At 72.1% G+C, this 14,086-nt stretch carries 15 protein-coding genes; 3 read left to right on the top strand and 12 right to left on the bottom strand.

Translation table 11 applies throughout. The annotated features are described in order from the left end of the window. Window positions 1–4: 4 nt before the first annotated feature. A complete protein-coding gene (locus tag AC067U_RS25460) occupies window positions 5–598 on the bottom strand; it encodes a helix-turn-helix domain-containing protein (protein WP_478832069.1) in 594 nt (197 codons plus the stop codon). A gap of 161 nt (window positions 599–759) precedes the next feature. Here AC067U_RS25460 and AC067U_RS25455 point away from each other — a divergent pair, with 161 nt between their 5' ends. The 3 genes from AC067U_RS25455 (at window position 760) to AC067U_RS25445 (ending at window position 3,796) form a co-directional block, all read left to right on the top strand. Next, complete coding sequence (locus AC067U_RS25455; protein ID WP_478832165.1) at window positions 760–1,665, top strand: 5'-3' exonuclease; 906 nt, start codon at window positions 760–762, stop codon at window positions 1,663–1,665. Window positions 1,666–1,721: 56 nt separating this feature from the next. Next, window positions 1,722–2,552 (top strand): siderophore-interacting protein, encoded by an 831-nt coding sequence (locus AC067U_RS25450; RefSeq protein ID WP_478832068.1) that lies wholly within the window; start codon window positions 1,722–1,724, stop codon window positions 2,550–2,552. A 278-nt stretch (window positions 2,553–2,830) separates the two neighbouring features. Next, on the top strand, window positions 2,831–3,796 hold the full coding sequence (locus tag AC067U_RS25445; RefSeq protein ID WP_478832067.1) for a pseudouridine synthase: 966 nt from the start codon (window positions 2,831–2,833) through the stop codon (window positions 3,794–3,796). On the opposite strand, the gene AC067U_RS25440 is transcribed toward AC067U_RS25445, so the two are convergent. The 11 genes from AC067U_RS25440 to AC067U_RS25390 all read right to left on the bottom strand — a co-directional run bounded on the left by AC067U_RS25440 (window position 3,763) and on the right by AC067U_RS25390 (window position 14,074). Next, window positions 3,763–4,497 (bottom strand): TetR/AcrR family transcriptional regulator, encoded by a 735-nt coding sequence (locus AC067U_RS25440; protein WP_478832164.1) that lies wholly within the window; start codon window positions 4,495–4,497, stop codon window positions 3,763–3,765. The genes AC067U_RS25445 and AC067U_RS25440 overlap by 34 nt on opposite strands. A gap of 99 nt (window positions 4,498–4,596) precedes the next feature. Beyond that, window positions 4,597–7,434, bottom strand: coding sequence for a DEAD/DEAH box helicase (locus tag AC067U_RS25435; protein WP_478832066.1), 2,838 nt, complete (start codon window positions 7,432–7,434; stop codon window positions 4,597–4,599). A 46-nt stretch (window positions 7,435–7,480) separates the two neighbouring features. Continuing rightward, complete coding sequence (locus tag AC067U_RS25430; RefSeq protein WP_478832065.1) at window positions 7,481–8,368, bottom strand: diacylglycerol kinase; 888 nt, start codon at window positions 8,366–8,368, stop codon at window positions 7,481–7,483. An 84-nt stretch (window positions 8,369–8,452) separates the two neighbouring features. Next, window positions 8,453–9,418 (bottom strand): twin-arginine translocase subunit TatC, encoded by a 966-nt coding sequence (tatC, locus tag AC067U_RS25425; protein WP_478832064.1) that lies wholly within the window; start codon window positions 9,416–9,418, stop codon window positions 8,453–8,455. Window positions 9,419–9,467: 49 nt separating this feature from the next. Further along, complete coding sequence (gene tatA, locus AC067U_RS25420) at window positions 9,468–9,752, bottom strand: Sec-independent protein translocase subunit TatA (protein WP_478832063.1); 285 nt, start codon at window positions 9,750–9,752, stop codon at window positions 9,468–9,470. A gap of 155 nt (window positions 9,753–9,907) precedes the next feature. Then, window positions 9,908–10,105: a hypothetical protein gene (locus AC067U_RS25415; protein WP_478832062.1), complete on the bottom strand. Its 198-nt coding sequence runs from the start codon at window positions 10,103–10,105 to the stop codon at window positions 9,908–9,910. Between the two features lie 47 nt (window positions 10,106–10,152). Then, entirely contained in the window at window positions 10,153–10,416 is a 264-nt protein-coding gene (locus tag AC067U_RS25410; protein ID WP_478832061.1) for a hypothetical protein, read from the bottom strand. A gap of 140 nt (window positions 10,417–10,556) precedes the next feature. Next, a complete protein-coding gene (locus AC067U_RS25405) occupies window positions 10,557–11,519 on the bottom strand; it encodes a helix-turn-helix transcriptional regulator (protein ID WP_478832060.1) in 963 nt (320 codons plus the stop codon). Window positions 11,520–11,539: 20 nt separating this feature from the next. Then, window positions 11,540–12,496, bottom strand: a complete 957-nt coding sequence (locus AC067U_RS25400) for a helix-turn-helix transcriptional regulator (protein ID WP_478832059.1) — start codon at window positions 12,494–12,496, stop codon at window positions 11,540–11,542. 157 nt (window positions 12,497–12,653) lie between these two features. Further along, window positions 12,654–13,031, bottom strand: a complete 378-nt coding sequence (locus tag AC067U_RS25395) for an FKBP-type peptidyl-prolyl cis-trans isomerase (RefSeq protein ID WP_478832058.1) — start codon at window positions 13,029–13,031, stop codon at window positions 12,654–12,656. Between the two features lie 41 nt (window positions 13,032–13,072). After that, window positions 13,073–14,074 (bottom strand): FKBP-type peptidyl-prolyl cis-trans isomerase, encoded by a 1,002-nt coding sequence (locus AC067U_RS25390; RefSeq protein ID WP_478832057.1) that lies wholly within the window; start codon window positions 14,072–14,074, stop codon window positions 13,073–13,075. Between the last annotated feature and the right edge of the window lie 12 nt (window positions 14,075–14,086).

Below are 14,086 nucleotides of genomic sequence, written 5' to 3'. Positions count from 1 at the left end.
CGCTTCAGTGCTCCGGCGAGGGCGGCTCGGAAACGGCCTGGATGTGCTCGCCCACCGCGACGACCAGGATGCGGGTGTCCTCGGTGACGGCCCTCCAGCGGTGCCGTACGCCGCCCGACAGGAACAGCGCGTCGCCGGCCTCCAGCCGGTAGGCCCGGCCTTCCGCCTCGACCTGGCAGGCGCCCGCGACCACGTACATCAGCTCGTCGTTGCGGTGCTGGTACTCACGGCCGGCGTCCTGGTCCCCGGTGAATTCCAGGGCGTGCAGCTGGTGGTGGCCGCGCACGAGCGCCCGCACCCCGGCGGCCGGCTCGATGCCGCCGGCGTCGGCGGCGCGCACCAGGTCCACGGTGCGCGCGGTGTCCGAGGCAGCCAGGAGTTCCACGGCCGTGGTCTCCAGTGCGTCCGCGACCCGCTCCAGCGAGCGCATGCTCGGCCGCGCCCGCTCGTTCTCTATCTGGCTCAGGAAGGGCACCGAGAGACCGCTGCGCCCGGAGACCGCGGCGAGGGTGAGCTTCAGCGCGCGTCGCCGCTTCCGCACGGCCACACCCACTCGAAGCGTCTCCTTGGCGTCCTTTTCCTTTTCCCTGTCGTCCATGGCGGGGCTGCCCTCCCCTTGTCCTCCGCACATCGGTGTGCTGTAAGCACCTTACGCAGCATCGGGCCCCGGTTTCGCGCGCACGAGTCGACCGCCCGCCCCTCCGGCCCGATTCCGCCACCTTCGGTTACGGCATCATCACCCCCATGAACCGTCGCCTGATGCTCCTCGACACCGCTTCCCTCTACTTCCGCGCGTACTTCGGAGTGCCGGAGTCCGTGAAGGCCCCGGACGGCACGCCCGTCAACGCCGTCCGCGGACTGCTCGACATGATCGCCCGGCTGGTCTCCGACCACCGCCCGGACGACCTGGTGGCCTGCATGGACGCGGACTGGCGGCCGCACTGGCGGGTCGAGCTGATCCCCTCGTACAAGGCGCACCGGGTGGCCGAGGAGACCGAGACGGGTCCGGACGCGGAGGAGATCCCCGACACCCTGGCCCCGCAGGTGCCCGTCATCGAGGCCGCGCTGGACGCCTTCGGCATCGCCCGGGTCGGCGTGCCCGGCTACGAGGCCGACGACATCATCGGCACCCTCACCGCCCGTGCCACCGGTCCGGTCGACATCGTCACCGGCGACCGCGACCTCTACCAGCTGGTGGACGACGCGCGCGGGCGGCGGGTGCTGTACCCGGTGAAGGGGGTGGGCACCCTCCAGCTGACCGACGAGGCCGTCCTGCGCGAGAAGTACGGGGTGGACGGGCCCGGTTACGCCGATCTCGCCCTGCTGCGCGGTGACCCGAGCGACGGCCTGCCCGGTGTTCCCGGCATCGGCGAGAAGACCGCGGCGAAGCTGCTGGCCACGTACGGGGACCTGGCGGGGATCATGGCTGCGGTCGAGGACCCGGCGTCCGGGCTGACTCCGACCCAGCGCAGGCGGCTGGACGAGGCGCGTCCGTACCTCGCGGTCGCCCCCAAGGTGGTCCGCGTGGCCACGGACGTCCCGCTGCCGTCGTTCGACCCGTCGCTCCCGGCCACTCCGGCGCATCCGGACGAGGTGGACGCGTTGGCCCACCGGTGGGGTCTTGGCGGGGCGGTCAGCCGTCTCAGCGCGTCGCTCCTCCGCTGAGGTGCTAAGTTAACTTAGGCAATCCTAAGTATTCGGGTGAGTCAGGAGAGACAGCCGTGGCATCACGTCCCGTCGGCACCGCAGTCGTCGTCCGCACCGAGCGGCTCACCCCGCACATGGTGCGGGTGGTTCTCGGCGGGGAAGGGCTGGCCGGGTTCGGTGCGGGCGAGTACACGGACCACTACGTCAAACTCCTGTTCGCCCCGGAGGGTGTCCGGTACGCCGAGCCCTGGGACCTGGAGCAGATCCGCGGCAGCCACCCCCGCGAGGAGTGGCCCCGCCAGCGCGCGTACACCGTGCGCTCCTGGGACCCCGAGCGGCTGCACCTGACGATCGACTTCGTACTGCACGGCGACGAGGGCCTCGCCGGTCCCTGGGCCGCCCGGGTCCAGCCCGGCGAGAGCGTCCACTTCGTCGGCCCGGGCGGCGCCTACGCCCCCGCCCCCGCGGCCGGCTGGCACCTGATGGCCGGCGACGAGAGCGCCCTCCCGGCCATCGCCGCCTCCCTGGAGCGGCTCCCGCGCGGCGCCAGGGTGCACGCCTTCGTCGAGGTGGCGGGCCCGGCCGACGAGCAGCAGATCTCCACTCCGGACGGGGTCACCCCGATCTGGCTGCACCGCGGCGACCGGCCGGTCGGCGAGGCCCTGCTCGAAGCCGTCACCTCCCTGGACTTCCCGTCCACCGACGTGCAGGCGTTCGTCCACGGCGAGGCGGGGGTGGTCAAGGAGCTGCGCCGGCACCTCCGCGCCGACCGCGGCATCGCCCGCGAACGCCTCTCCATCTCCGGCTACTGGCGGCTCGGCGAGACCGACGAGGGCTGGCGGGCCATCAAGCGCGACTGGAACGCACGGGTCGAGGCCGAGCAGGAGTCACTGGCCCGCGCCTGACACCCGGGCGGCGATCGTGTCCCGGCGGCCCGCCGGACCCGAGGACCGGGCCGGCTTCCACGGCCTCGGCCGGAACGTCTCCCACGACGACGCCGGCCGGCTGCACCGCCCTGGACGAACTCCGCGTACACGGGCTCGGACGACGCCACCGTCACCGTCGAGTACCTCGACGCCATCGGCCCCGGCACCTTCCGCCACAGCCAGGCCGCGCCTTCGGATCCTGCCGTCCCCGGTCCGGTCCGTCCCGGGCCCGGGGCGCCGCCTAGGCTGGGCCCACCATGAGACGCCGCGCCGCCGTACCGCCTTCCCCGCTCCCCCAGCGATCGGGCATCGACCCGGTCCACCTGAGGATGCCCCCGGCCGGCCCCCATCCCACCGTCGGCGCCTTCCTCGCCGCCCACTACGCCGGCGGCCCCGGCGCCGCGGCCGTCGCCGAGCTGCTCCGCACCGGCGGGGTGGTCGGCGCCGACGGCCGGGGGGTGCGCGCGGAGGACCCGTACCCGCCGCGGGGCGGGCACCTCTGGTTCCACCGGGAGCTGGCCCCGGAGACCCCGGTGCCGTTCCCGCTGCGGGTGGTGCACCGGGACGCGCACCTGCTGGTCGTGGACAAGCCGCACTTCCTGGCCACCACCCCGCGCGGCAGCCACATCACCCAGACCGCCCTGGCGCGGCTGCGCGCCGGACTGGAGCTGCCCGGCCTGTCACCCGCGCACCGGCTGGACCGGCTCACCGCCGGGCTGGTGATGTTCAGCGTGCGCCCCGAGGACCGGGGCGCCTACCAGCTCCTGTTCCAGCGGAAGGCGGTGCTCAAGGAGTACGAGGCCGTCGCCGCCTACGATCCCTCGCTGAGCCTCCCGCGCACCCTGCGCAGCCGGATCGAGAAGACCCGCGGGGTCATCGCGGCCGTGGAGGTCCCGGGCGAGCCCAACGCCGAGACCACGGTGGAACTCCTCGAACACGGCCACCCGGCCGGGCTGGCCCGCTACCGGCTGACCCCGCACACCGGCCGCACCCACCAGCTGCGGGTGCACATGAACAGCCTGGGCCTGCCGATCCTGGGCGACCCGGTCTATCCCGAGGTCACCGACCCGGCTCCGGAGGACTACCGCCGTCCGCTGCAGCTCCTGGCACGGCGCCTGGAGTTCACCGATCCGGTCACCGGTGCCGAGCACCGCTTCACCAGCGGTCTGGAGCTGTCCTCGTGGACGGACTACGCCTCCTGGGCCGCCGGGCCCAGTGCCTGAGGGAGACTCACCCCGGCGATCCGCAGCGCGGCGTCGGCCGTGGCCGTGGCGAAGGAGTCCACCGAGCGCCGCGGACCGGAGCGGTGCACCAGGCTGACCCCCTCGATCAGTCCGAACACCAGGTCGTTCCGCAGGTCCAGGCCGGTGGCGTCGGCAGCCCGGCCGGCGCCGGTCGCGTCCCCGAGCAACCGCCGGTAGACCCTCTTGAGTTCGGCCCGCATGTGCCGGAAGCGGCCGAACCGCTCCCCTCCGCTCACCTCCGGCAGCAGGTACAGCGCGCCCAGGTTGTGCGGCCCGCCGCACAGCAGCAGCACGTCGGCGCGGCACAGCTCCCACAGCCGGAGCGCGGCCGGGCGGCCGGTGTCGGCCAGCAGCCGGCCGGCCAGCCGCAGCGAGGGGGCGACCGTCGACTCCAGGAGCTCGACGAGGAGTTCCTCCTTGCCGCGGAAGTAGTGGTACATCGTGGCCTGGCGCAGTCCGGCCCGCCGGGCCACCTCGCGCGTGGTGGTGGCCGCGTACCCGTGGAGGGTGAACAACTCGGCCGCCGCATCGAGGAGTTCCTCGCGCGGCGGCCGGCCGCTCAGCGGTCTTCGCCCGTCGGCCCGGGGTCGGCCGACCCGTCTGGCCGGGCCCGCGCCGGCGCCCCCGTCCACGCCCGCGGCACTGCCCGCGTCACTGTCCGCACCCGTATCGGCACCCATCTGAACCATGGCCAGATCGTCGCACAGCGCGCACAGAAATGATCATGGCGAGAGATCAGATCGAGCCATCCCCCATCTCAGAGGAAGGCCCAAAACCGGCTATCCGACCGAGCTGTAGGCCACTACGCCCCGCAGCAGCGCGTCCACGGCCTTCCGGGCGTTCCGCGCCACGGTCGAACCGCCTTCACCCTCGGCCCGCGGAGCCGCGGCGGCGATCTGCCCCAGCACGTCGATCACCTGCTTGCACCAGCGCACGAAGTCACCGGCCGGCATCTCCGCCTCGCGCAGCACCTCGTCCAGACTCTTCTCCGACGCCCACTGGTACGCGGCCCACGCGAAGCCCAGATCCGGCTCCCGCTGGCCCACGCCCTCGGTGCCGTTGATCCGGTACTCCTCCTCCAGGGCGTCCAGCCGGCCCCAGATCCGCACCATCTCGCCCAGCGCCGCCTTCGCCGCGCCACCCGGGACCTTCGGCGCCACCGCGTCGTCCGACTGCCGCGCCTCGAACACCAACGCCGAGACGCACGCCGCCAGTTCCGCCGGGCTCAAGCCCTCCCAGACCCCGGCCCGCAGGCACTCCGAAGCCAGCAGGTCCAGCTCCCCGTAGAGCCGGGCCAGCCGCCTGCCGTGCTCGGTGACCTCGTCCTCCCGCAGGTAGTCCAGCTCCGTCAGCAGCGCGTGGATCCGGTCGAAGGTCCGCGCGATCGTGTTGGTCCGGCCCTCGATCCGCCGCTCCAGCTGCCTGGTGTCCCGCTGCAGCCGGTGGAAGCGCTCCGCCCACCGGGCGTGGTCCTCCCGCTCGTCGCACCCGTGGCAGGGGTGCGCCCGCAGCTCCGCCCGCAGCCGGGCGATCTCGCGGTCGTCGGCCGCCGCCGCCCGGCCCCGACGGTGCCGGTCCGGCACCAGGTGCCCGGCCTTCGTCCGCAGCGCCGAGGCCAGATCACGCCGCGACTGAGGGGACTTCGGGTTGAACGACTTCGGGATCCGCATCCTCTCGATCGGCTCCACCGGCACCGGGAAGTCGATCCCCGCCAGCCGCTTCACCTGCCGCTCCACCGTCAGCACCAGCGGACGCGGGCCCTCGTGGTACTCGTACCCGCGGTGCCCGTTCACCCGGCCCGGCACACCCGGGTCCAGCACCAGCGCCAACCCGGCGAACTTGCCCGTCGGCACGTGGATCACGTCACCCGGCTTCAGCCGCTCCAGCGAAGCCGCCGCCTGCGCCCGGCGCTGCGCCGCACCCTGCTTGGCGAGCTCGGTCTCCCGGTCCTTGAGGTCCCGCCGCAGCCGGGCGTACTCCTCGAAGTCGCCCAGGTGGCAGGTCATCCCCTCCCGGTACCCGGCCAGGCCCTCCTCGTTGCGCTGCACCTGGCGGGAGATCCCCACCACCGACCGGTCCGCCTGGAACTGCGCGAACGAGGTCTCCAGCAGCTCCCGCGACCGGTGCCGCCCGAACTGCTGCACCAGGTTCACGGCCATGTTGTACGAGGGCCTGAAGCTCGACCGCAGCGGATACGTACGCGTACCCGCCAGGCCCGCCAGCGCCCCCGGGTCCATGCCGCGCTGCCACAGCACCACCGCATGGCCCTCGACGTCGATCCCGCGCCGCCCGGCCCGGCCGGTCAGCTGGGTGTACTCGCCCGGGGTGATGTCGGCGTGCTGCTCACCGTTCCACTTGACCAGCTTCTCCAGGATCACCGTGCGGGCCGGCATGTTGATGCCCAGCGCCAGGGTCTCCGTGGCGAACACGGCCTTCACCAGACCGCGCACGAACAGTTCCTCCACGACCTCCTTGAAGGTCGGCAGCATGCCCGCGTGGTGCGCGGCGATGCCCCGCTCCAGGCCCTCCAGCCACTCGTAGTAGCCGAGCACGTGCAGGTCCTCGGCCGGGAGGGAGGACGTCCGCTCCTCGACGATCTCCCGGACCCGCAGCCGGGCCGCGTCGTCGTTCAGCCGCAGCCCCGCGTACATGCACTGCTGGACCGCGGCCTCGCAGCCGGCCCGGCTGAAGATGAACGTGATGGCGGGCAGCAGGCCCTCGTTGTCCAGCCGCTCGATGACCTCGGGACGGCCCGGGGTCCAGATCCGTCCCCGGGAGCGGCGCTCCCGCTCGCGGTCGGCCTCGCGGACCATCTTGCCGCGCCGCCGGTCCCGCGGGTTGTACGTACGGCTGTTCTCCTCGCGCGCCATGCGCAGCAGATCGGGGTTGACCTCGCGACGGGCCGAGCCCCGGCCGCCGTGGTCGGACTCCTCCTCGAACAGGTCGTACATCCGCCGGCCGGCCATCACGTGCTGCCACAGCGGCACCGGCCGCTCCTCGGAGACGATCACCTCGGTGTCGCCGCGCACGGTGTCCAGCCAGTCGCCGAACTCCTCCGCGTTGCTGACCGTCGCCGAGAGGGAGACCAGGGTCACCGACTCGGGCAGGTGGATGATCACTTCCTCCCAGACGGCCCCGCGGAACCGGTCGGAGAGGTAGTGCACCTCGTCCATCACCACGTAGCCCAGGCCCAGGAGCGACTGCGAGCCCGCGTACAGCATGTTGCGGAGCACCTCGGTGGTCATGACCACGATCGGCGCCTCGGAGTTCACGCTGTTGTCGCCGGTCAGCAGGCCGACCTTCTCGGCGCCGTAGCGGCGGACCAGATCGGAGTACTTCTGGTTCGACAGGGCCTTGATCGGCGTGGTGTAGAAGCACTTGCGGCCCTGGGCCAGCGCCAGGTGCACGGCGAACTCGCCGACCACGGTCTTGCCCGAGCCGGTCGGGGCGGCGACGAGCACGCCCTTCCCCGCCTCCAGTGCCTTGCAGGCGTCGATCTGGAAGGGGTCAAGGCCGAATTCGTACATCTCGCGGAAGGAAGCCAGCTCAGTGGCCTCCTCGGCAGCGCGGATCTTGGCAGCGGCGTACCGCTCGGCGGGTGAGAGGTCCTCGGTCATCTTGTTGTGGAGCCTACCCGCCGCCTCTGACAACAGTCGCGATCATTTACATGATGAGCTGCACCGCTCCCGGGACACAGGTCGCGGTCACCGGCAGCGGCCCCATCCGCTCCCCGTCGGCGTACGCGGTGATGCCGGCCGACTCCACCGTGATCTTCGCGGCGCGGTGCACGGTCACCTTGGGGTGACCCAGGTGCGTGCCCTTGTAGACCTGTGGGAACACCCGCAGCAGGGTGGAGCGGGAGCAGTCGCCGACCACCGTGATGTCGAAGAGCCCGTCGTCGGTCCGGGCCCCGGCGCAGATCCGCATGCCGCCGCCGTAGGAGGATCCGTTGCCGACGGCCACCAGCGTCGCCTCGGTCTCGATCACCGGGCCGTCGTCGAGCGTGATCCGGTACGGGAACGGCCGGAACGCCGCCAGCTCCGCCACCATCGCCAGGTCGTACTTGAAGCGGCCGGACGGCCACCGCATCCGGTTGCCCCGGTCGTTGACCCGGGAGTCGAAGCCCGAGCACAGCACCGTGCCGTACCAGCGGTCCCCCACCCGCCCCAGGTCGACCTCGCGGATCCGGCCCTCCTTGAGTGCCTCCGCGGCCATCGCCCCGGCACCCGCCGGGTCCCGCACCGGCAGCCCGAGGGACCGCGCGAAGTCGTTCCCGGTGCCCACCGCGACCACGCCGAGCGGCACCAGCGTCCCGGCCAGGGCCTGCAGCGCGAGGTGGACCATGCCGTCCCCGCCGACGGCGATCACCGCACCGGTCCCCTCCCGCACGGCCGCCCGCAGCCGGGCGAGGGCGTCCTCGGCGTCCGTACCGACGACGGTCCGTACGGAGAAACCCGCGGCCCGGAGCGCGGCAGCGGCCGGCTGCGCGCCCTGCGCGCCCCGGCCGCGGCCCGCGGTGGGATTGACGAAGAGGGTGATCTCAGCACTCACCCACCGGAATGTACCGGCTCATTCGCCTCCGGGGCGCCTCAATGCCGGGCTCGCTCCGCGAGCCCGCCGCGCCCCTTCGGCCTGTCAGGTCGCGTCGTCGTAACCGTTGATCCGGTGCCGGCCCCCGTCGGCCTGCTCCGGCAGGGCCGCGGGCGCGCCCACGGACTGGATCTCACCGAGATCGGCCGGGGACAGGTCCAGCTGCGAGGCCTCGTCCGCGGACAGTTCGGCATCGGGGTTGTTCCGCCTGCGGCGGCGGTCGTTGATCAGACAGATGCCCAGGGCGATGAAGTAGAGCGCCACGATCGGCGCGGCCAGCGACAGCATGGTGAGCGGGTCACCGGTGGGCGTCGCGAACGCGGCGAAGACCGTGATGCCGAGGATGAACGCCCGCCACCAGCTCGCGAGTCGCTTGCCGGTCAGCACCCCGGTGAAGTTCAGCAGGACCAGCAGCAGCGGCAGCTCGAAGGCCAGACCGAAGACGATCACCATGCGGGCGACCAGGTCGAGGTAGTCGTCGACCGGCAGCAGGTTCCGCGCGTGCTCGGGCGTGAACTCCAGGAGGATCTCGGCGGTCTGCGGAAGGATCTTGTACGCGAGGACCGCGCCGGCCAGGAACAGGGGCGCGCCGACCGCGACGAAGCTCCGCGCGTACTTCTTCTCGTGGTTGTGCAGGCCGGGCGCGGCGAACGCCCACAGCTGGTACAGCCAGACCGGCGCGGACAGCACCACGCCCGCCATCAGCGAGACCTTCAGGGAGATCGAGAACGCCGAGATCAGGCCGTTGACGGTCATGTCCGCGCAGGGACGGCCGTTGCGCTGGGTCACCACTCCGTCGGTACAGCCGACGGAGTCCAGCATCGGCTTCAACAGGAAGTTGATGATGTCCTTGTAGAAGAAGGCCGCCACGACGGTGATCACCAGGATCGCCAGGACCGACTTCAGCAGGCGGTTTCTCAGCTCACGCAGGTGCTCGACAAGCGGCATCCGCCCTTCGGCGTCCTTCTCCGGCTTGTCTTGGTTCCCCTGCTTGCGGGCAGACTTGAGCAACCCACGTCCCTTGTCTCGTTGCAGCTGGCTGACGGCGCTCGGGGCTGGGTCAGCCCTGGGCGCGGTTGGGCTCGTTGACCGGGCGGGAGCTGGTCACGTCACCCGGCGCGGCCTGGATGGTGCGCGGGGCGGCCTGCTGGGGAGCGTCGGCGGTCGGCGCGGCCGCGGCGGCCTCGTTCTCGCCGTCCTTCTTCATGGCCTTGGCCTCGCTCTTGAGGATGCGGGCCGACTTGCCGAGGGAGCGGGCCATCTCCGGGAGCTTCTTGGCACCGAACAGCAGCAGGATGACGGCGATGATCAGAATGATCTCAAGAGGCTTCAGATTGCCGATCATGTGTGACTTCCTTCTCACCGAAACGGCTGGCTGGTTGGAGTGACTGCGGGCTGGTCGGACAGGCGTCCGCAACAGCCCTCGAAGGATCGTAACCCGCAGGGGTAAACGCCCGGCAATCCCCCGGGGTACCCCTGATTGCGCAGGTCCAGCGGGATCTAGCGCAGGGAGTGGCCCGTCCGGGCCAGATCCTCGGCGGCGTGTTCGAGATCACCCGCGGCCGCCGCGATCCGGCGGCTGGACTCGGCCACCTGCCCGGCCAGCCGTCTGACCTCGGCGTAGACCCGCACGGACAGGACGGCGAGGACGGCGCACCCGAGGAAACCCAGGGCGATCGCGAGCATCGGCCACAGCATGCCCCCGAGCCTAGGGCACCGGGCCGGTCACACCGTGCGCAGGGTGCTCACACACTGCGCAGGGTGCTCACCCCGCCGCCGGTGAGCAGTTCCACGATCCGCTCGCCGGCCGGCTTGCGGACCGCCGCCCCGCACTCCGGGCAGGTGAAGGAGTAGAAGGTGGTGCGGCGGCTGCCTCCGATGGCCAGGCGCAGCGCGCCCGCCGCCAGTTCCAGGCGGGCCCGGCAGTCCGGGCAGGCCGCCTTGAACGTGACCGGGCCCGGCGCGCCGCCCGCACCGGCCCCGCCGGACCGACCGGAAGTTCCTGACATCCTCGCCGTCCCCCTCGGTACTACCCCGACCCCGCCCGATCCCTGCCGCCTCGACACCGCCCTGCCCGCAGACCGCCCCACCCGGAGAGCGCCCTGCCCGCAGACCGCCCCGCCCGGAGAGCGCCCCGCCCGCCGGAAGGCTAGAGGCCGTAGCCGGCCAGCGCGTCCCGGGCGGCCTGGCGGGCGCTGTCGGCGAGCTCCTTCGGCTCCACGATCCGGCCGTCCCGGCCCAGCCGCAGCGCCAGCCGCCGCAGACTCGCCGGGTCCGGGGTGCGCAGCGCGATCCGCAGCCCGCCGTCCGGCAGCTCCTCGGCGCTGTCGTGCGGGTAGTACTCGGCGACCCAGCGGCCGCCCGGCCCCACCTCGACCACCACCTCCGGGTCCTCGGCGGCCGGCTGCACGAGGCCCTCGGAGAGGTCACGCGGCTCGATCGCGGGCGGCTCCGACCGCTCGTCCAGCAGCCGGATCTCCGCGACCCGGTCCAGCCGGAAGGTACGCCGGGCCTCCGACAGGTGGCACCAGCCCTCCAGGTAGGTGTGCCCCACCGCCACCAACCGGATCGGGTCGACCTTGCGCTCGGTGAGCTCGTCCCGGGCCGGCGAGTAGTAGCGCAGCCAGATCCGCCGACCCTCGGTGATCGCCCGGTCGACGTCCGCGAAGACCCCGCCCTCCGACTCGAAGGTCACCGACAGCCGAGCGCTCGCCCCGGCCGCCTCACCGGCCGCCGCCTCCAGCTTCGCGGTCGCCCGCAGCAGCGCGTCCCGGTCGCTCTCCCGCAGCCCCGGCAGCGTCGCCACCGCCCGCGCCGCGACCAGCAGCGAGGTCGCCTCGTCGGCGGCCAGCCGCAGCGGCTCGGCCGTGGACTCCCCCGACGCGTCCGGGTTCCGCCACCAGATCCGCTCGCCGTCGGTGTCGATGTCCAGCAGGTCCCCGCCGCGGAAACTCGTCCCGCACATCGGCAGCACGTCCAGGTCCGAGATCAGCTCGTCCTCGCTGATCCCGAACGCCCGCGCCACATCGGCGATGTGCGCGCCGGGACGCTCCCGCAGGTACGTCACCAGGGACAGCATCCGCCGGGTCTGGTCGATCGCGTTCGCAGCCATGGCCGGTACGCCTCCCCTTCTCAGTCCTGGGCCACGGCGCGCAGCCGGTCCACCACATCGGCCCGCAGGTCCGCGGGCTCCACCACCACCACGTCCGGCCCGAACTCCACCAGCCAGGCGTCCAGCCCGTGCCCGTAGGGGACCTCCAGCTCGTCCCAGCCGTCCCCACCCTCACGGACCACGGTCGCCTTGGCCCGCAGCGGGTACCCGGCGCCGGACCGCAGCCGGATCACCGCGGTCCGGTCCGTGATGTCCCCGGCCCACTCCGCGACGGTCTCCCGCACGGTCACCACGTCCGGCACCTCGGCCGTGTACGCCCCGGCCCGCGACTTCACCTTGCCGGTGATCCGGGACAGCCGGAACACCCGCTCGGCACTGCGCTCACGGTCGTACCCGGCCAGGTACCAGTGGCCGCGCCAGCACTCCAGCGCCCACGGCTCCACATGCCGGGTCTCGGGCCGGGCCGCGTTCGACTTCCGGTACTCGAACACCACCGGACGCCGGTCCCGGCAGGCCAGCATCAGCGGCTCGAAGGCCGCCTCGTGCACCGGGATCCGCGGCTCGATCGCGCCATGCCGGCCCTCGTAGGGGTCCTCGGCCTCCGGCATGCCGCCGGCCCGCAGCTTCTGCAGGGCACCACTGGCCGCCCCCGCCAGCCGCGCCTGCTGCCACACCTTCGCCGCCAGCCCCAGCGCCGCGGCCTCCTCGGCGTCCAGGGACACCGGCGGCAGCGTGTTGCTGGACCGGCGGGCCAGGTAGCCGGTCTCCCCGTCCAGGTTCTCCACGGTCTCGATGACCAGCCCGAGCTCGCGCAGGTCGTCCTTGTCCCGCTCGAACATGCGGTTGAAGGACTCGTCGTTGCCGGCCTCCATGTACGCCTCGATGGAACCCCGCAGCTCGCGCTTGCTGAGCGGCCGGCGGGTCCCCAGCAGACACAGCGCCAGGTTCATCAGCCGCTCGGCCTTGGCAATCGCCATCGACGCCCTTCCCACCCTTCCCACGTGCCGCCCCGGCGGCACCTACTACCCGTGACCGTTGACCGTACCGCCCCCGCGCGCCCGGACAAAAGCGAGGGGCCCCAGCCGAAAGAGCTGGGGCCCCACACCGGTCAGGACCGGAAGGATCGGAGTCCGATCACACGCCCATCAGGTCGCAGACGAAGATCAGGGTCTCGCCCGGGGCGATCGCACCGCCCGCGCCGCGGTCGCCGTACGCCAGGTGCGGCGGGATGACCAGCTGACGGCGGCCACCGACCTTCATGCCCTGGATGCCCCGGTCCCAGCCCGTGATGACCTGACCGGCACCCAGCTTGAACTCCAGCGCGCTGCCGCGGTTCCAGGAGGCGTCGAACTCCTCGCCGGTGGACAGGGCCACACCCACGTAGTGGACCTTGACGAAGTCTCCGGCCTTGGCCTCGGCCCCGTCGCCCTCCCAGATGTCCTTGATCACCAGGTCGGCCGGAACGCCGTCCTCGTAGAAGTCGATCTCGGGCTTCTCGAGCTTTCCGCTCACGTGTGCACTCCTGTTTCCTGCTGATACGTCGAGGACAAGTCTTACACCGCTTCGAGGATGTCCACGACGAACACCAGGGTGGAGTTGGCCGGCAGGTCCGCGCCCTTGTCCTGGTCCTTGTACGCCTGCTCCGGCGGAATGACCAGCAGCACCCGGTCACCGACCTTCTTGCCGACCAGACCCTTGTCCCAGCCCTCGATGACCTGGCCCTGGCCGATGGCCGTCATGAACGGCTTGCCGGCCTTCCAGGAGCTGTCGAACAGGGTCGCCTTGTCCTTGCCCTCGTTGATCTTCCAGGCGGCACCGCTGTACTGCATGTACACCGTCTGGCCGGACTTGACCTCCGGACCCTTGCCCTCGATCAGCGTCTTGGCGACGAGCTCCTTCGGCGGCTCGTTCTTCGGGATCTTGATCTCGGCGGGCTCTTCCTTGTCCGCCTTGACCTGCGGCAGATCCGCCGGCAGCGCCGCCTGAGCGCCCTCGGCCTTCTTCGGCATCATCCGGTCCAGGTCCATCACGAACACCAGGTTGTCCGTGGGGCCGATCTCCAGCTGCTGGCTGCCCTGCGCACCGAAGGCCGCGGCCGGCGGGGCCACCACCAGCACCCGGCTGCCGATCTTCTTGCCGGCGACCGCCTCGGCGAACATCGGCAGCGTCTCCGGATTGTTCGGCGTGACCATCAGGGGCTGACCCTTGTCGTCGTACGACCCCGGAGCCAGCTCCTTCCCGCTCTTCCAGACCTTGCCGGTGTACTTGGTGACCACCGTGTCGGACTTCTGCACCACCGGGCCCGTGCCCTCGGTCAGCGTCCGCACCACGAACTTGCCGCTCGGCTCACCCTTCGGCACGGTGATCTGCGGCTTCTTGCCCGCCTCACCCGCCACCGTCGGCATCGGGTCGGCCGCATCGACCGGCTTGGGCGCCCCCTCCGTCGAAGGCGAGGCCGACGCGGAGGACTCCTTCTTGTCGTCGTCACCTCCTCCGCAGGCCGCGGTGAGCATCAGGGCAGGCACGATGAACGCGGCAGCAAGTCGGCGTCGCACTGTGGTCCTCGG

It is taken from the genome of Streptomyces sp. NPDC043853, from assembly GCF_056436025.1.
The sequence above is the reverse complement of the archived record's forward strand: the minus strand, read 5'-3'. Positions and strand labels throughout refer to the sequence as shown.